17 protein-coding genes are annotated in these 18,033 nt (G+C 48.2%); 3 read left to right on the plus strand and 14 right to left on the minus strand.

Translation table 11 applies throughout. The annotated features are described in order from the left end of the window. Positions 1 to 217 precede the first annotated feature (217 nt). The 5 genes from BUA17_RS25880 to BUA17_RS25900 form a co-directional block, all read right to left on the minus strand. Complete coding sequence (locus BUA17_RS25880; protein ID WP_063566682.1) at positions 218 to 1,183, minus strand: YhcN/YlaJ family sporulation lipoprotein; 966 nt, start codon at positions 1,181 to 1,183, stop codon at positions 218 to 220. Positions 1,184 to 1,409: 226 nt separating this feature from the next. After that, complete coding sequence (locus BUA17_RS25885; protein ID WP_072735434.1) at positions 1,410 to 2,429, minus strand: DUF4340 domain-containing protein; 1,020 nt, start codon at positions 2,427 to 2,429, stop codon at positions 1,410 to 1,412. Further along, positions 2,426 to 3,820, minus strand: a complete 1,395-nt coding sequence (locus tag BUA17_RS25890; protein ID WP_072735435.1) for a GldG family protein — start codon at positions 3,818 to 3,820, stop codon at positions 2,426 to 2,428. Before BUA17_RS25890 ends, BUA17_RS25885 begins: the two co-directional genes overlap by 4 nt. Positions 3,821 to 3,824: 4 nt before the next feature. Beyond that, complete coding sequence (locus BUA17_RS25895) at positions 3,825 to 4,541, minus strand: ABC transporter permease subunit (RefSeq protein ID WP_063566679.1); 717 nt, start codon at positions 4,539 to 4,541, stop codon at positions 3,825 to 3,827. Continuing rightward, positions 4,538 to 5,659 carry an ABC transporter ATP-binding protein gene (locus tag BUA17_RS25900; RefSeq protein ID WP_072735436.1) on the minus strand — a complete coding sequence of 374 codons (1,122 nt, stop codon included), beginning with the start codon at positions 5,657 to 5,659 and terminating at the stop codon, positions 4,538 to 4,540. Before BUA17_RS25900 ends, BUA17_RS25895 begins: the two co-directional genes overlap by 4 nt. A 248-nt stretch (positions 5,660 to 5,907) precedes the next feature. Here BUA17_RS25900 and BUA17_RS25905 point away from each other — a divergent pair, with 248 nt between their 5' ends. Beyond that, positions 5,908 to 6,981, plus strand: coding sequence for a glycosyltransferase family 4 protein (locus BUA17_RS25905; RefSeq protein WP_162842454.1), 1,074 nt, complete (start codon positions 5,908 to 5,910; stop codon positions 6,979 to 6,981). 74 nt (positions 6,982 to 7,055) lie between these two features. Here the strand turns inward: BUA17_RS25905 and BUA17_RS25910 are convergent, their stop codons facing one another. Beyond that, entirely contained in the window at positions 7,056 to 8,543 is a 1,488-nt protein-coding gene (locus BUA17_RS25910) for a DHA2 family efflux MFS transporter permease subunit (RefSeq protein WP_063566677.1), read from the minus strand. A gap of 262 nt (positions 8,544 to 8,805) precedes the next feature. After that, positions 8,806 to 9,153: a hypothetical protein gene (locus BUA17_RS25915; RefSeq protein WP_072735437.1), complete on the minus strand. Its 348-nt coding sequence runs from the start codon at positions 9,151 to 9,153 to the stop codon at positions 8,806 to 8,808. Between the two features lie 187 nt (positions 9,154 to 9,340). On the opposite strand from BUA17_RS25915, the gene BUA17_RS25920 reads away from it, so the two are divergent. Beyond that, positions 9,341 to 10,579 (plus strand): glycosyltransferase family 4 protein, encoded by a 1,239-nt coding sequence (locus BUA17_RS25920; protein ID WP_072735438.1) that lies wholly within the window; start codon positions 9,341 to 9,343, stop codon positions 10,577 to 10,579. Next, positions 10,576 to 10,749, plus strand: a complete 174-nt coding sequence (locus BUA17_RS31365) for a hypothetical protein (protein WP_170867946.1) — start codon at positions 10,576 to 10,578, stop codon at positions 10,747 to 10,749. Before BUA17_RS25920 ends, BUA17_RS31365 begins: the two co-directional genes overlap by 4 nt. A gap of 137 nt (positions 10,750 to 10,886) precedes the next feature. Here BUA17_RS31365 and BUA17_RS25925 read toward each other — a convergent pair whose 3' ends face one another. The 7 genes from BUA17_RS25925 to BUA17_RS25955 all read right to left on the minus strand — a co-directional run bounded on the left by BUA17_RS25925 (position 10,887) and on the right by BUA17_RS25955 (position 17,981). Then, positions 10,887 to 11,603, minus strand: a complete 717-nt coding sequence (locus tag BUA17_RS25925) for a glycosyltransferase (protein WP_072735439.1) — start codon at positions 11,601 to 11,603, stop codon at positions 10,887 to 10,889. 231 nt (positions 11,604 to 11,834) lie between these two features. Continuing rightward, the gene (locus BUA17_RS25930) at positions 11,835 to 12,551 is read right to left on the minus strand and encodes a glycosyltransferase (RefSeq protein WP_063566672.1); all 717 of its coding nucleotides are present in this window, start codon (positions 12,549 to 12,551) and stop codon (positions 11,835 to 11,837) included. Continuing rightward, positions 12,548 to 13,489 (minus strand): NAD-dependent epimerase/dehydratase family protein, encoded by a 942-nt coding sequence (locus tag BUA17_RS25935; protein WP_072735440.1) that lies wholly within the window; start codon positions 13,487 to 13,489, stop codon positions 12,548 to 12,550. The genes BUA17_RS25930 and BUA17_RS25935 overlap by 4 nt, the downstream gene beginning before the upstream one ends. Continuing rightward, positions 13,471 to 14,298, minus strand: a complete 828-nt coding sequence (locus tag BUA17_RS25940) for a dTDP-4-dehydrorhamnose reductase family protein (RefSeq protein ID WP_072735441.1) — start codon at positions 14,296 to 14,298, stop codon at positions 13,471 to 13,473. Before BUA17_RS25940 ends, BUA17_RS25935 begins: the two co-directional genes overlap by 19 nt. Continuing rightward, on the minus strand, positions 14,295 to 15,281 hold the full coding sequence (locus tag BUA17_RS25945; RefSeq protein ID WP_072735442.1) for a polysaccharide biosynthesis protein: 987 nt from the start codon (positions 15,279 to 15,281) through the stop codon (positions 14,295 to 14,297). The genes BUA17_RS25940 and BUA17_RS25945 overlap by 4 nt, the downstream gene beginning before the upstream one ends. After that, complete coding sequence (gene wecB / locus BUA17_RS25950) at positions 15,274 to 16,365, minus strand: non-hydrolyzing UDP-N-acetylglucosamine 2-epimerase (protein WP_072735529.1); 1,092 nt, start codon at positions 16,363 to 16,365, stop codon at positions 15,274 to 15,276. Before wecB ends, BUA17_RS25945 begins: the two co-directional genes overlap by 8 nt. Positions 16,366 to 16,379: 14 nt before the next feature. Next, positions 16,380 to 17,981: a glycosyltransferase family 4 protein gene (locus tag BUA17_RS25955; protein WP_063566668.1), complete on the minus strand. Its 1,602-nt coding sequence runs from the start codon at positions 17,979 to 17,981 to the stop codon at positions 16,380 to 16,382. Positions 17,982 to 18,033 lie beyond the last annotated feature (52 nt).

An 18,033-nucleotide genomic window follows, 5' to 3' on the forward strand; every position in this document is an offset into this window, starting at 1 on the left:
TTTTATCAAAAAAATGGGCAGTGAATTGTAATTTGAATGAATAATCGCTATGTAGGTACAAACGTAGTAATCCAAAATCGTCAATTTGGACTAAGTATTATAGAGCATACTATGTATCATCCTTCTTAATCGTTATTTTCAATAACCCTTTAAAAACAAACATGCCCCTGCAACTAATGTTGACCATCAGCGCAAAGGCATACTTGTTCAACTTAAATTACCGATTCATGCGGTTCATCATGCCATCGTTATTGTTACGATTCATGATGCCATCATCAAGCACGCCGTCACGGTGATTTGTGTTCATCGCATTCGTTGGGAAAATACGTTCAACCATCGATTGGAACGTGTTAATCATGCCGCTAACCGGTTTGCCGTTACGGATATCTGTGGCATAGCTCTCCACATGTTGAACAAATTCCGGGTTAGCCGATACATATACGTTCTCGACGTTAGGTGCAAATTGTTTGATTTTCGCCGAGATTTTGGATTTAATCTCTTCGGATGTGTTGTCATCCGTGCTGTCAATACGCGATGTTTCACTCTTCATCCCGTAGTGACCTTCGGTCATTGTACGTGCATTGCCATTGCCACTGTTAGTCAGACCACGCATCATGCCATAAGATCCGGTACCCATGGTGCCATAGATACTGCGGTCATTGCCCATGTGGCTGCGATCCGTAGCTGCATTGGTGTTCAGTCCCGGAGCAATGCCACTGGTGCTGTATGGAGACATGGTTCCATTACCACCATTTACACGCAAACCGCCCATATCCTGACCCATGCTTTCTGTACGCATAGTGCCATTTGCCCGGTTACGCAAAGATTTGCTCTCCAATTTGCCAGTGTGACCATCTGTCAAACGGACTGCAACATACGCGTTACGATCGGTCAGCATAACATGTGCTGACTTCACTTCCTTCATTTCCGTAATACGTTTAGCCAGCTCGTCACTTGATTTCAGGTCGGTGACGTTATGCGTACGATAACTTTTCGCACGAATGCCATCCATCCCATTGGATTCAACACCATAACGGTTAATGCCTTTCACTTCATGACGAACACTTTGGGTGTGCAGATTGTTATCTTTTGTACTTGTTCCACAACCCGTCAATCCGGCCATTACGAAGATTGCAGTAGACAAAGATAAGCTGATTGCTGTCGCCTTTTTGGCTGCTGGCATGTCTCATCCTCCAATTATGTTGGTTTTGGTCACAAGGATAGGATGCTCTTCTGTACGGAGCGATATGCTGAAAGGATATGGAACATTAGCCTCCTTTATCTGGGCTCAATGGGTTCTGTTCCACATAAAAAAGCGATGCTTGCACAAAGTGCAGCACCGCTCTTTATAACCGCGTATTTCCTGTTCAAGTGAGAACCTTCATTATTATGTTGAAGGAGCCATTCCCTTACTTGGATGTGGATGAGGAATTCGCATCAGCATCTTCTCCACTCAAAGAAGATGTTGCATCTGATTCTGATTTTTTGATCGAATTCGGAAATTGCTCTGCTTCCTTCAGACTAGCCGCATCCATCAGATAGGCCCATTGACCGTCCGGTGTGACTACCCAGATCTGATCCGGTTCCGATGGAATAGTAAGTCCCCGGTACACATCCGTAACAGCTTCTCCATTAACCGTCTGCTCAACAGATAAAGTAAAGCGTGGCACGGTGCCTTTCAGTTCAGAGGCTTTGCGCACATCGTCAGCTGTGGACAGGTTTTTAATTTTGCCAATCAGCGATACAGCATCGTTAGCTTCAACCGCTTCACCATTAAGCTTCCATGTCTGCTCTGCCGCACCTTCCTCAAAGGAAGATTTGAGCATCCAGGTGGCTGCTTCGCCTTCCCATTCCAGCGTAGTGACATTGGTTTCATCCAGATTAAACGGAGTTGTATCCAGCAGATCCTGCCGTGATTTTTCTATATTACTTATGGATTCCGTTTGTACTGCTACGACAGGTCCGGAGTCTACTCGCACATAACGAGCGTCATTTGCTGGCAGCTGACCACCGATGCTCAGTTTGATCTCACGGTTATCCTTCAGTTGGATATCCAGCAACGTTGCATCTGAACCCAATCCATATTTGGCGAGATCCTTCGGCTCTTCCTCCACAACCAGTTCCTGATCTGCACCACTTAAGGCATCAAGCCAGCTGCTAACCGTATACCCATTCAGAGGATATGCCTTGGGTTCCACCATACTCCACACGCCATTTTTTAGTTCCAATTGTGAAGATGAGGGTTTTGAAGCACCTGATGTGTCTGTATTGTTATCATGAATCGTGATGGACTGTATATCGGCAGACTTAATACCAAGTAACTTGACTTTCTCCGCTTCCTCTTCACGAAAATAATTCTGACTGGCCGCATAGATCCACCCGATAATCAAGACCAATAAGACTAGAATCGTTGGGACCCATTTTTTCATACGCGTCTGCGCCTCCACCATAAGAGTACACCTATCATAACAAAGATGAGCGGGAATGCGACAATCGCCACGAAGAAAATGGTTCTGGCTTGTTTACCATCCAGGTACGCCGTTTGATAACCGGATTGCACCCGAGGCCGGATCGTTAATCCATCTTCTTTTTCACTTAAATAATTGACGGTATTCAGAATAAAATCTCGGTTCCCACCGTTCACTATTTCCGAGTCCTGCATGAAAATAGATGAACCCAGAATTACAGCCTTCGGTTTGCCATCTGTTGTATCCGCCGCATATCCAAGCTCAACAGGACCTTGTACATCCTGATCCGGATCGTTGGTTGTTTCGTTTTGCAATAAACCTGCAATGTTCGTCTCGCCATAACTGTCATCCGATGAATGAATGAGCGGCGACAAGGTGTATTTATCCTGCTCTTTGCTCGTCAAAGCAATGGACAAAGATAACATCGGGTAAAGTTTGCTTTCTGATAGTTTATCCGTGATGGCATGTGTGCCATACTCCGGCACAACCCACAGTGGGCCCATTGTGCTGGCTTGCTGATTATCCACCATGACTGCATGCTCATCAACCACGCCATAATCCGTCATGAGTGCATCGATATTTTTCCAAGTCAACTTCATGTCTTCATGAAAACCGAGGGATAACAGCAATTTTCCTCCGTTACTTAGATAAGTCCGAATAGCCTTCAATTCTGTATCACTAATATCCCGCTGTGGTCCAATAATCGCGAGTACATCCGCATCTTCCGGAACCTGACCTGCCTGATTCAGCTGAAGTTCTTCAGTCGTGATATTATTCTGTTCCAGAGATGAGCGCAGTGTAGTCAGTTGATCCAGGCCGAGCTCTTCATGTCCTGTCAGGAAAACCATCTTGTGCATCTCCGTGGAAGACAGATTCATTAGAGCTTGTGTCAGCTTTTCCTCACCTGTGAACTGGTACGATCCATCGCTTCCATCCCCGACAGCCGTGAATAGACTGGCAATATCAATGACTTTATGCTGATCGCCCTGCTCTAATACAATGGAGCTGCCTGTGATGCCATATTTGGAGGCCAGTGTAGGCTCCTGCGTCAGATTGTATTGCTTCATCGTCAGTTTGCTGTTGCGTTTCGTATATTCTTGAACCATATCCGATACTTCGCGGTTCAAGACCGTATTATTCGCATTTTCGACGGTTAATACCAGAATGTTGACGTCTTCTTTTACATTTTTGATCGCGGTAAGAGACTGGTCTGACAAGGTATATTGTTTATTCGAGGTCAGATCCAGTTGGAAGCTGCCAAGCGAATTCAGAAACAGGGTCAGCAAAATAAAGATGCCAATCATCGCTACAGACAGCACGGTACTGTTGGTATGACTCAACCATTTTTTCATCTTCTCACCTCCACCGCTTCCGTTCCACAATTTGAATGCTTAATAGCAGAAACACACCTGAGAGCGTCACGTAATACAATATATCTGGGCCACTAAGTACACCCTTCGTGAAGCTGTCAAACCGGTTCGTCAGCGCAAATGGATCCAGCCATTGCTGTAACGTAGATCCGGAATTGCCTGCAAATGAATCAAGCATCCACAATACGAGCAAAATAATAAAACCGGCTACCGCAGACACCATCTGGTGCTGAGATAACGTGGAAGCAAACAGTCCAATCGCCATCATGCTTCCGCCCAGGAAAAAGAGACCCAGTGCAGACAACCATACGGATGTCAGATCTAATTCACCAAAGAAGGACATAATAAACGGATAAACGAGACTGCACAGGATAAGTACAACAAGAATGGCGAGTGACGCCAAATATTTACCGAAAATAATCTCGGTCACCCGTGCAGGTGAAGTCAATAACAGTTCGTCCGTTCCCTGCCGGAATTCCTCTGCCACCAGTCGCATCGTCAGCAACGGCACCACAAACAGCAGCATGGATAACGTGTCTCCGAGCACCAGGCGATAATCCACAATGCTTGGCTGGTAATACACAAAGCTGGAATAGAACAGCAAACTTGTCATCAGTACATATACGGCAAAAGCGAAATACGACGTCGGTGACAGGAAGTATGCCTGCAGTTCTTTATTGCAAACCGCCATCATTCGTCTCATTTGGAACCCTCCCCTGTGTGGGAATCAGATGAAGCGCTCTCGGACCCAGTCGATTGCTTCAGATCTGACGTCGTGCTCAAATTGGCCTCTTCATCCGTCACCTCATTGGCGAGCTGCACTTTATCAGTTTCTGTCTCCTGGGTTGCCAGTTCCACTTCGGATTCCGTTTCCGTTGTGGTCAGCTTCAGGAAAATCTGTTCCAGACTGAGATTTTCTTTCTTCATCTCCAGGATCGGCAAGCCTGCACCAGACAAAAGGTAGAACAGTTCTTCTCGATAATCCTCGGAAGATTCACCGGTAAGCAGCATTTTGACCGTATCAATAGAACCAGTGGATGTCTGTCCATCTGCTGCTTGAATGACTTCACTTCGTACCTTCTCCCATGGTGTCAGCACATTATGTAATTGCTGCTCTGTTGCCTTCACTTCAATGGACACCTTGAACTGATCCCCCATCGCTGAGCCAAAATGCTGCGGTGAACCGTCCAATACGAGCTGTCCCTGATTAATAATCAACATTCGATTACACAGCGCGCTCACTTCCGGCAAAATATGTGTACTGAGCAGCACTGTATGATTCTCACCCAGTTCACGGATCAGATCTCGTATCTCCATAATCTGATTTGGATCGAGTCCTGAAGTCGGCTCATCCAGCACGAGCAGATCCGGTTTGTGAATAATGGCTCCAGCCAGACCCAGACGCTGCTTGTACCCTTTAGACAGTCCGCGAACCAATTGCTTTTCGCGACCTTGAAGACCCAGCCTACTCACCATCTCACTGATTCGCAATTTCACTTCACGTGTCGGGACATCCCTCAGATTAGCGACGAACTTCAGATACGACTGTACAGTCATATCTGGATAAAGCGGAGGTGTCTCCGGCAAATAACCGATCTTGGAACGGACGCTCCTGCCCTGATCGTGCACTGATATGCCATCTACTGCAATGGAGCCTGCCGTTGGATGTAAATAGCCCGTGATCATTCGCATCGTTGTAGTTTTCCCGGCACCATTCGGTCCCAAAAATCCAACAATCTCACCGCGCTCCATTGTGAAATCCAGTTGATGCACGCCGCGCCGTCCATCAAATACTTTGCTTACCTGTTTCACTTCGAGCACATCATTCATCCTTTCCCGTTAAAATACCCGTGTGCCATCATCGCTTTCTTCTGATGGTCAACACGGGAAGTTCCTTGTATCTTACGTGTTGTATCCTAAATGCAGCTTAAAGTCACTTAAAAGAGAGCTTAAAAATATGTGTCTAAAATGTGAACAACGCTTCATTCACCCACACCCTGCACTCTGGGGCAACGTACCTTAAAGTACAGGAGCATGAGCACCTGCACAAAAGTCAGAGGGTGAACCGTGTGAAAGTACTATTCACATTTTTTGTTCCAAGCGGCGGTGTGGATACTTTAAATCGATTGCGCACAGCCGTTCTGCAACGCCATGGCATCGAAGCGCATGTATTGTATCTGTACCCTGGCTCGGGAATGCAGAACAATACCAGCACGCCGGTCTTCACCGCTTCCAGTGATGAGGAAATTCACAGTTTGATTCATCATCATCGTTATGATGCCATTATTGTTACCTCCGATATTGCCATGCCGGGCAGATTAAGAGCCCTCGGGTATAAAGGACGCATTATCTATGAAGCACAGGGACTTGGGACACGTGAGCAAGCTATGGAAACCATTCAGATGGGAGTACCTTATCTGCAAGCCCACTGTAATGCTGCGCTCATTCCTCCAACAGATCATTTACTGGAGCTGTTCATCCACATGTGTCCATGGCTTCACCGGTTTGTCATTCCCAATATGCTGGATACCAATACCTTTGCCCCAATTTCGGTGGATACCCCTCCCTATCCAGTAATTGCATGGGTAGGAAGGCTCGAACACAACAAAAACTGGCGGGAGTATTTGATGATATCCAGTGAAATCATTAAAAAAATTCCAAAAGCCAGACTATGGTTGTTCCACGATCCGACCTTGGCTAATCCCGAGGACGAGGTCATGTTCCGACACATGCTTGCGGAGTACGGACTTGAAGATCGGATTGGCATCTTTATCAACGTGCCCCATTCCCAGATGCCTACATTCTATTCCATGGTTGCAGCTTCCGGGGGTATCATGCTGTCCACATCGCTGCTTGAAGGTTTTGGATACGCCGTTGCTGAAGCCATCAGCTGCGGCTGTCCGGTACTCAGTACCGATTCGGATGGCGTAAGGTCCTTTATTACACATAACCGAACGGGTAAATTCTATCCGATTGGCAACGTGAATACGGCTGTATCCGAAGCTGCAGACCTTATGCGCAACAAAAAGCTGCGGGAGTATATACGCATTCAGGGCAGACAGCATATGGCCATCTCCTTCTCCCCTGATCGTTACGCCACTTCATTTCGAGAAATGATGACAGCCTTGAGCATTTTCTTTTAAACAAAACAAAAAAGGCAGTTCAGAAGCATGCTCTGAACTGCCTTAATTTATTTTCTTAAGATCGGCTTATAAAATTAGTGTCCCATCATCATTGCAGGATCAGGTTGATCCCCTGTTTGAAGGGTATCTTCCTCCATCCGTTTTGGTTTGCGCAGAATCAGACTGAGCAGGCATCCAAACAAGGCAATACACGCGGCCAGGAAGAAGGTGTCGTTAAAACCAGCCACTAATCCATTCACCATACCTGTAGCGTCAGTAGCTCCAGCTGTATTGCTTGCAATATGGGAGGTCAGGAATCCAGTCAGGCCAGCAACTGCAAAGGACACAACCACTTGTTGTGCAGCAGCAGTAAGCGGGGTAACCCGACCTACCAGCTTACGTGGAGCAGCATTCAGTACATGCGTATTGAGTGGCATCATGGAGAAGCCCATACCCAATCCCATCATGACAAGGCTAAGAATGATCAGACCAAGGCCCGTTTCCGCCGTAATCGAAGACAGAATAAACAGTGCACCCGAGATTATACCCAGACCCACGAAAGCAAGTGGTCTTGCACCAATTTTATCAAACAAACGTCCACCAAGTGGCATACCCACACCCGAAGCCAGCGCCTGCGGGAGCAGAATGAGTCCTGTTTCCAATGCAGTGTAGCCTTTGATTTGTTGCAGATAAAGTGGGATCAAAATCATCGCCCCAAACAAAGCGACTTGTGATACCCATGCCAGAATAATACCCCGTGTGAAATCAGATGATTTGAACACCCGAAGTTCCAACAGCGGATTTTTGTGACGAAGTTCCACGATAACGAACAGGATCAGCGCCACGCCTCCGACAATCACACCTGTCAGTGTTGTTGCAGACGTCCAGCTTGTTCCGCCTTCACTTACACCGTATGCGAGCATCGAGAATGCGATTGGTGCCAGAATCATACCGAGCAGATCAAGCGCAGGCGTGCGTCCACGATCCGTATCCGGCAGGAATTTGATACATAGAATAAAAGCGGCAATACCAATCGGCAGATTGATCAGGAAGATCCAGTGCCAGCTGAATGATTCAATGAACCAGCCCGATAATACCGGACCCAGTGCAGGAGCCAACAGCATCGGAATCCCGAGCATACCCATGATAGAACCTCTTCTTTCAGGAGGAGCCAGGCGGAATACCATCGCCATACCAATCGGAGCAACCATGCCTCCGCCAAGTCCCTGAATGATACGGTAAATAATTAATTGTTCAGGAGATTGCGCGATCGAACATAAGACCGAACCCAGAGTAAACATCGCAATCGTGAACAGAAATACTCTTTTGGCACCGAATCGGTCGGTCAACCATCCCGCCAGCGGAATGACGGCTGACAAGGCCAACGTGTAACCTGTAACCGTCCATTGAATGGTCTTCAGATCGGTCTCAAAATATTGAACCAGATTCGGAATCGCCACGTTAACCACCGTGCTGTCCAAGATGACCATAATCATCCCGACGATAATAGCCAGTAGCGGCAGAATAATCGTTTTAATCGAGAATTCCGCCGGGTCCTGGGGTACTGCTGTTTGTTGTTTCAATCTCTCCACTCTCTTTTCCGGCCTGGAGGCATTATCTTTGTATGTGCCTCTCCATTGGCCTTATATTCACGACGTTTCAAACTTTTGTTTTAAACCGTCGTTTTAAACTCTTGTTTGAGCATAGGTTAATTCTAATGAAAATACCTTTGCTGTCAAGCTATTTTTTATTGGATAACGGATCACGTATGTATGCCAAAAAATGGACCAGGTCTTCTCCTGCTCCACCCATTTGGTTAATCGATGCTCATTATGGTGATCTTTGCTAATCTGCCAATTTGATCATCTGATGCTCCGAAAGTATACCCAGGGTCTGGCCTTGGTCACTTCTGCAGTACATGCGAATAACCAGATGACTTGGTATAGAACTGTTGCTAATGATGCGTAGTTCGGATGGATCGGATGAGACCGCGAGATTATGAATAATGTGATTTCCCGTATCCGCCCCAATCCGACAAAGATAGCGATACAACTCCCCATGGGTGTGACTGATTCCTCCGACAAAGATATCCACATCGTCATTCCCCACAAATGACAATTCAATGTCCATATATCTCACCGGAACAACGGTTTGCAGCAAGTTTTCGTGAATCTCCAGCACATATGCGGCCACGGTATATCCCTCCTGTAGAGCAGAGTTGAACCTTTCTCTAGATATGGTATGCCTGCTCTCGTCCATTGCTATTTGCAATCACCCATTTTAATCAATTCCACGGAAATGCCCACCCTTTCGTCTGCTTTTTTTCATAGACTAACAGGATAGAAGATCGGCCTGTGCAGGCCGTGACAAGGAGGTACCTATGAGAGTTCTGCTCGTTACCTATTGGGAGCTTACACAGATGGGTGGAATATGGACATATGTGAAACAGCTAGCTGACAGGCTGATGGCTCTTGGCGTAGATGTGGATATTATGGGCACCAACGGAGCCAAAAATGAAGTATACATTCGCAATCTCAATCGTTCCTTCTCCAAAGATAAAGTATGGCCCATGCTTCAAGCCAAACTTAATCCGACAGATTTGCCTGAATTCACTGCCGATTCTCTCGTGGCTTATTATGAATTGAACAGGTATGCCTTTGAAATGGGAGCCGCCTATCTCGGCGTTGATCATTACGATGTCATCCATGCGCAGGACCCGGTAGCAGCGGTCGCGATGAGACGCATATTGAATCGCAACACACCCATGGTAACGAGTTATCACGGAGCGCTTGCGCGTGAAGCCTTTTACGATGCTCAAAACTCTAACGCGAAGCTCACGCTTCCCGAATATTTGCAATCCACACGAGGACGTTACTTCCTGTCACTGGAAGAGCGAAGCGCTGAGCAATCCCAGCTTATTCTGGTCTCCAGCCATTGGATTAAGAGCACCCTTACGGATCTCCATGTTCCCGAGTCCAAATTTCGAATTATTCCTTATGCTGTGGATATTCCAGCCTACCGTGCCCAAGCAGCAGTCAAGTTCCGTCAGAGGAAGCCAGCGGGCAAAAAAGTGATCGCATTTACGGGCAGACTGGAGCACATCAAAGGGGTTCATATTCTGGTTAAAGCGCTCTCCAGCCTGAAGAAGAATCGCTCGGATTGGATCTGCTGGATTGCTGGGGAAGGCAATCTGATGGAGGATTTGCGCTCCCTAGCCAATGATCTTGGAGTAGGTGCTGACATCGTTTTCTGGGGTAAACTCGATAATATCCCTTCATTCTTACGCCATGCCGATATTTATGTGCAGCCCAGCTTGCAGGATACGCAGCCTTTCTCTGTTACAGAGGCTCAGCTCGCCGGATTGCCTGTCATTGTAAGCGGTACGGCAGGTATGCCTGAGATGGTGCAGCCTGAACATACCGGTTGGGTCGTGCCACCGCAGGATGTCGAAGCCCTTAGCGCACTGTTAAATGCCCTTCTGCAGGATGGTGCCACCCGTGCAAAGGTAGGAGCAGCAGCTAAAGCATGGGCTGAACAACATCGATCACTGGACGAGATGGGATTGCGCACGCTGCATGTCTACCAGGAAGCCATTCAGTTGGGAGGTCAGAGGATATGACATTGCTCGTCCCCAGTGATTTGTATAATCGTTGGTTCTCCACCCCTGTGTCGACGACACATATTGAGGTGGATTACGCTGTAATGAACGAATTAATGAGGAAGCTGCCCAAAGGGTACGTTTTCCCTGATCCGGCAACCATGCACATTCTCACATCCGAGAAAAATTAGAGTCAAGTATTTTACAAACAGGAACAAATAAGAGGATATTCGTTCGTGCCGCAATCACTTAACGGCAACCGAATACCCTCTTTTTATTGCAGTTAGGTTCATATGTCTAGCATTCGTGATTCCAAGACTTCTAGCCTCTACTTCCAGTAACCGCCAACCTGCAGCAGATTAAGTAAAACGGGCCGATGCTTCGCTTGAACAAGTTCCATCTCGGCTTTTAATGCCTCAAAGTGTTTCTTGGTTCCCATCGATTCATGAACCCGATAACACATCAGTGGCTCATTGTAATAGAACAGCTCATAGAGCGGAAACAGTCTCAGCCACATCTCATAGTCATGCGTGTAGCGAAAATCGGTGTCAAATACGCCGAACTTTCGAAATGCATCCATCTCAAGCATTACAGTGCAACCGTTGATTGGGCAACCTTCGGTCAGTACCTGAAGCATCTCCAGACGACTCCCTACTTCTGGTCTCACCGTGTCCATCCATACGCTGTTCGCATCAACATAATGATAAGCCCCGTGACAGAACGAAGCCTTAACGTCAAGCATGAACTTCAGTTGTTTCTCTACCCGGTCCAGCAACATTACATCATCGGAGCTGAGCCAGACAAAGTAATCACCTGTCGCCTGCTTGATTCCCTCGTTTAAAGCGGTTGCCGTTCCACCATTCTCTTTTCGAATATAGCGAATGCGATCCATGAATGGTTGCAGCCGCTCCACATGCTTCGTAGAGCCGTCATCCACCACAATGACCTCAATATGCGGATACGTCTGGTGAATGGCGCTGTGAACAGCCTGCTCGATGTACGCGCAATTATAAAAAGGAATGACGATTGATACTTTCGGCTCCATTCGGTCCTCCCCTTTCTCCGCGTGAATAATACCATTCTCCCTATTATATGTAGATAGGTCCGTTAGGTATCAGGCATCTGTTGCATAGCGACGTATAAATTACGCACATGGAGCATTTTGCATCAATTCAAAGAGCGGCTTTCCATCATTAAGATATAGATCGAAATGCATATAAATAAAGAGGGCGTTATTCGGCCAGCTCACGGCCTCCATAACCCCCACCAAAGTTCTTTATCCTCCCATGGCAGCAATGCGCTGCAACAAAGGCTCCCGATATCTGGACCATACCATAGAGGCCTCTCGGCCGATGGCATCCGCGTGACGTACCGTCCCCATTCCCCCGTGCCGACGATATGCCGTAAGCGATTCATTCAGATATGGAAAACGATGGCCGTTCAGCAGAATACGCATCCATAGATCCAAATCATGCGTATAAGGCAAAAGTTCATCGAACAGACCCACCCCACTAAACAGATCCCTGCGGATCATCACGGTACAGCCGTTCACCGGATTACCGTTTACGAAGAGGCGCAGCCAATCCGGTTCGGCCATCGCTTGAGCTCCACCGTTCAGCTTGGTCACTGTAGAGTGCTCATTAATGTAATTAAAGTTGGTATGTGAGATGAGCGCATTCTCCCGTTGCATAAATTCAACCTGATGACGAATCTTATCTGGATATAAGAGGTCATCTGAACTCAGCCAGGCGATATAGTCCCCGGAAGCATGACGAATGCCGTGATTCAGAGCCGAAGCTGTACCGCCGTTGCTTTTGCCAAGAACATAAATGTAGGGAAGATACGGCTGAAGCAGTTCTTCATTCCGGGTAGAGCCATCGTTGACGATAATGATCTCCACATCGGTATATGTCTGGTTCAGTGCACTCTGGATCGCTTGAGGTACATAAGGATCATTGTAAAACGGAATGACAATAGACACGCTCGGATTCATGTAGTCGCCCTCCCCTGCTGAGTACGAACATCGCTCAGAATGTCCTGAAGAGATTGGGTAAATGGAATCAGCGGCTGCCAGCCCAACTTGCGCAGTGCCGAGAACTCCTCCTGATCTCCAGCCCCGTCCGGCCCGGAAGAAGCTCCGTCCCAGCGTACCGGCACCTCCGCTTCGGTCATCGTTAGCAGCGTATCCGCAATCTCTCCGAGGCTGCGCTCCGTGCCCGATACAACCGGATATACGTTGCCCGTTGTGCCTTGAACAAGCAGGGTCGCATAGGCCCGGACCGCGTCCCGCACGTCTAGAAAATCACGGGTATTATTCCGGCCGGATAGACGAAAGGCCTCCGTCTTACCTTCCTGTTCACAGGCAACAATATGACGTGCCAGTAGCGAACATATGCCCGTTGAAGGGCCTGCCCCGATCAGATTCCCCGGCTCGGCCAGCATAATCTGCTGTCCAAAAAGAGACATCCATGATAGAGATACCATTTCCTCTAATGCTTTGCTGAGACTATACGGGTGCGGAGGCTGCGGTGGCCGACCGGGTTCAGGAGTATACTTTAATCGGGAGCCCACAATAACGGTCCGTGCCGCCGGACAGCTTCTTAGTGCATCCAGCAAATAGAGAACAGCCATCACATTAGTCTCTAGCACCAGCAGCGGATTGGACCACGAATCGGGCACGGAATTTTTACCTGCAAGATGCAGCACATAATCCGGCTTCACCTCTTCAATCAGAAGACGGACTTGCTGCTTATCGTTAAGATCACAGACATGTACAGCCACACCATCGCCAAAAGAATGTATACCTGCCCGCCTGACCACTGCTGCGACCGCCGTACCGGCTGACTTGAAATAAGCAACCGCATGCCGTCCAGTAAAGCCAGAAGCACCCGTAATCAGTACCTTTTTGCCAGTTAGCTCTGCTCCATCCATAATGCCAGCTCCTTCAGCATCGTAGAATAATCCGGAAGGTCTGTCTTCACATCCTCACGTGTGGAAACTAACGTGCGGTCCTGCACAACGCTATCATCGGGTAAGATAACAACATCCTGTTTATCCCATATCTGCTTGAACAGCACAAGCAGGTCATGCTTGCTGACAGGCACCGGATGAGCCAGATGGATTAGACCACTGACCGGAGATGCCAGATAATGATCTACCCATTTGGCCAGTTCAAGGGTGGTCACCCCATTCCAGAAGACGCGTGTATATCCGCCAACCTCACCTGTGCAGGACATGAACCAATGCATCAGACCAATGCCGCCTTTCCGAATTTCGGGTCCTATAATGGACGTACGGATCGTCAGATGACCCGCATCCTGAACTTCACCCAGTGCTTTCGTGATTGCATAGGCAGATGTTCCATCGGTAACATCATCCTCCCGGTACGCCCCCCGGTCCCCACTAAACACACAATCTGTACTGATGTGGATCAGACGTGCACCGATCGTGTCAGCGATCCGCCGCAAACGATGCGGCAGAAATCCATTAATATGATAAGCGGTAATTTTGTCTTCATCTGCAAAACTGTTCAAAACACCCACCGCGTTAACGATGACATCCGGGTGCACCACCTCCACCAGACGGTCGACCATAAAGCAGTCATTTACATCCAACAGAAGACCATTAGGGTCCGATACATCTCGGGTCGTATAGAAGACGCTGTGGACGCCTTGACGGCGGAAATAGTCGACCATAATATGGCCGGCCATTCCGTTCCCCCCAAGTATCAACAACTTCATGACAGGAACCCTCCGCGTTGCAGAATGTCACGAATCTCCTGTTTGGTCATTAGCTGATGCTCGGAACTGAAGCTGCTGAAGGATACCGGAGGACAGTTCGTATAATGCTCTTTCAACCCCGGTATGCCGAGTGTAGGCAAGATCACCAAGTATTGCTCATCGTATACCACTGTGGTCATGCTCTCGAATTCACTCATCAGAATCTCGTGAATCTTCTCACCTGGCCGAGTACCACGCTCCACAATGGAGACATTCTCCACACCTGAATCCTCAATCAGAACTTCTGCCAGATCTACGATTTTGCACGTTGGCATCGTCATGACAAAAATCTCACCACCGACACTTTCCACCGAAGCTTTGAACAGCAAAGTGATCGCATCTTTCAGCGTGAGAAAAAATCGAGTCATTTTCATATCCGTGATGGAAACTTGACCTTTGGATCGAATCTGATTTTTGAATAAGTGCACGACACTGCCGTTCGTTCCAAGTACATTGCCACCACGTACGGTGACAAACCGCGTATTGCTGTGAAGCAGATTGGCATATACGATCAACTTCTCACCGATCGCCTTTGTCATGCCGTAGAAATTGGATGGATTGGCGGCCTTGTCGGTCGAGATGTAAATGACTTTTTCTACATTATTTTCAATCGCAGCTTCGATGACATTTTGTGTTCCGATCACATTGGTTTTGAGTGCTTCATAAGGTTGGTCTTCACACACCGGCACATGCTTGAGCGCTGCGAGATGAAATACATAATCCACATGTTGACATGCAACGGTTAAGGCATCCTTGTCTCGAATATCACCAATGCGAAAATGAAGACGCGGGTCTTCGAATTCACGACTCATCGCCACTTGGCTGGACTCATTCCGGGAGTAAACGATAATCTCCTTGGGCTGCTGGGGCAGCAGTTGAGCCACAAGTTCATAACCCCATGATCCCGTACCGCCAGTCACGAGTATACGCTTATTTTCAAACATGCAATTTCCCTCCAAGCAGAAATTTGACCACTTTACTGGATACATCGGTTGCTTTGTAGCCTTGTGGACAATCCCAGTCGTTTGACATTTCGGTCATTACTTTCACACAACCCGCAATACGCTCCGCATCCAGACCTGAGACCACATTGCTGCCGCAATCCACCGTCTCCGGTCGTTCTGTCGTGCGACGCATGGTTACCGTTGGCACACCCATGATGCAGCACTCCTCTTGTACGGTACCACTATCCGTAAGTGCACAGCGTGCATGTCGCTCCAGCATCACGAAGTCGAAAAAACCGAATGGTTCGTGAAATTCCACCAGCGGGTGCATCTCCAGTTGCAGATGCTCGGCGATTCGAATAGCCGTTCGAGGGTGAATGCTGCATATGACTCGCATGGCATGTTCTTCAGCAACCTGATTCAAACCTTTCATAATCTCCAGCAAATGAGGAGGGTGATCCACATTCTCCGCCCGGTGGGCCGTAACCAAAAAATATTGCCCGGACTTCAGCTTCAATTTCTTCAGTATTTTGCTGGAACTTGCCTGTGCGTCGTAGTGACGCATCACTTCATAGATCGGGTTCCCTGTCAGCACAATTCGGCGACTAGGTACCCCTTCACTAATCAGATGTTTCTTACTCTGTTCGGTATACGGCATATTAATGGTGGAAATGGCGTCGATAACCCTGCGATTTTTCTCTTCGGGCACATCCAGGTCAAAGCATCGATTGCCTGCTTCCATATGAATGACGGGTATGCCCATCCGTTCAGCCAGAACAGCACATAATGCACTGTTCGTATCGCCGAGCAGCAGCACTTTATCCGGTTTCTCCTGATTTAATAAATCTTCCATTTGCGTAAACATCGAGGATAACTGTCGACCCAACGAGGCCGCTTCATCCTGAAGGACGTAGTCCGGCGCACGCAAGCCCATTTCCTTGAAGAAAAGACCGCTGAGACTTTCCGTGAAGTTCTGTCCCGTGTGTACCAGAATATGTTTGGACGCGTACTGGTCCAGCTTGGAAATGATCAGGCTGAGCCGTATAATTTCAGGTCGCGTACCCAGCACCGTCATGATCTTCATCGTAATCCCTGCCTTCATCGTCTATTGGATAATCTCCGGCGAACCCGGCTTCGTTTGGCTTTGCCAGGCGCACGTTTGCGAACAGTCGGTTGCACCACGCGCACACGTTGTTTCCTCTTTTTGCTTGCCTTCAGCTTCCTCCTGCCTGTTCCCGTTCCTCGTTTCATTCGGTCACGGATCCTGCTGCGGTGGGTTGAATGCGGGTAACGACTTCGTCCTGATCTATGGCTTGAGCGAGGTTCTGTATCTTCATGAACAGGCTGACCTATGGCAAGCGGAGGCAAGGGCGAGAGTGGCAACGCCTGAATCACAGTCAATGGGAACAATCGTGCCCGAACCGAAGCCGGTTCCAGAATCAGCACGGTTCGCAAACGACCCTCACCCCATGCGTACACTGGACCATTCGGAGGCTGAATGTACGGAAACCATCCGGGAAAACGAATCAACCACTGTGTCACCATCGTATGCAGCTTTGCCCTGTAGGTTTCAATACCGTACAGCTTTTCCGCTTCTGTCCGATTACGCCAACCGGTGTCGGAGGCCAGTTCAGGATCATTCAGCAGAGTTGTTGCCAGAGTAGTAAGCGCCTGAGAATCCCCGGCCGGGGCCAAAAATGCACCGCTGCCTACCGATTCCAACAATTCCTTGAGTCCGCCCTGGGCAAAAGCGATAACCGGTTTGGCGAAATAAAGCCCCTCCAGCGCGGTCATGCCAAATCCTTCTTTGACCATGCTCGGAATGACCACCATGTCCATAGCCGTATAGGCTAGAGATACATTCTCTTCAAACGGCGTAAAGGTAAATCTGCGATAATAACCGGATTTTTTCACCCGTGATACACATTCGTCATAGTACTTTTTGTCCGCTGATGTACCAATAATCCAGAAACGGCAGCGCGGATGGGTTTCACACAATTGCAAAGCCATATCCACAAAAGGTTTCAGACCTTTGGCATCATATATGAAGGAAGAGATGTAACCGATACAGATCTGTGATGGCTTAAAACCAAGCTCTTTGCGTTTGCGTTCCCTCAAGTGAACCCATCGCTCCGGGTCCGGTAAGGCCGGGTCCCAGGTTGGGGAGATCACGGTTAATTTGGCACTCATGCCGGCTTGTTTGAATGGTGCTACTGCACTTTCGGATATGCCTATGATCCAATCGGAGTAACGCTCAATCATCTGTACAGCTTCGTTTGTATGTTCATTCAACGCAATAATCTCGGTAATCTTCCAGATCACCGGAATTTGCAGAGACTTCGCTGCTACGGCAGGCATCACATTGACACAGGTATTCGTTAACACCAGATCAGGTGCAGTCTCCCTGATGAGGGAGACCACGTCCTGATAAGCTGGTTTATGGCGAAGCTGTTCTGCATCCGTTGCAATCCCCCGGTAAGGTGTGTACACACCGTGAAGCATCGGCAGGAAGCATACTTTGACCTGGATATCGAATCTCCGTGCAAGTCCGGCAAGCTTTCCTTCCTGAGGAACCACGAGTACACAATCAAAGATGGAACCCATCTCCCTCATAAAATGAAGCAACAGCTTCTCCGCACCCGTAATGCTGCGGGTGTTGCACACATGGGAAAACAACATGAGTTTGGGTTTAGTCGCCATGGCCGCACGGACCCTGAATACGAATATGCAGGGTTCTGTGCACACCTCCTTC

The sequence above is a fragment of the Paenibacillus sp. ov031 genome, assembly GCF_900143165.1.
Lineage (GTDB): Bacteria > Bacillota > Bacilli > Paenibacillales > Paenibacillaceae > Paenibacillus > Paenibacillus marchantiae.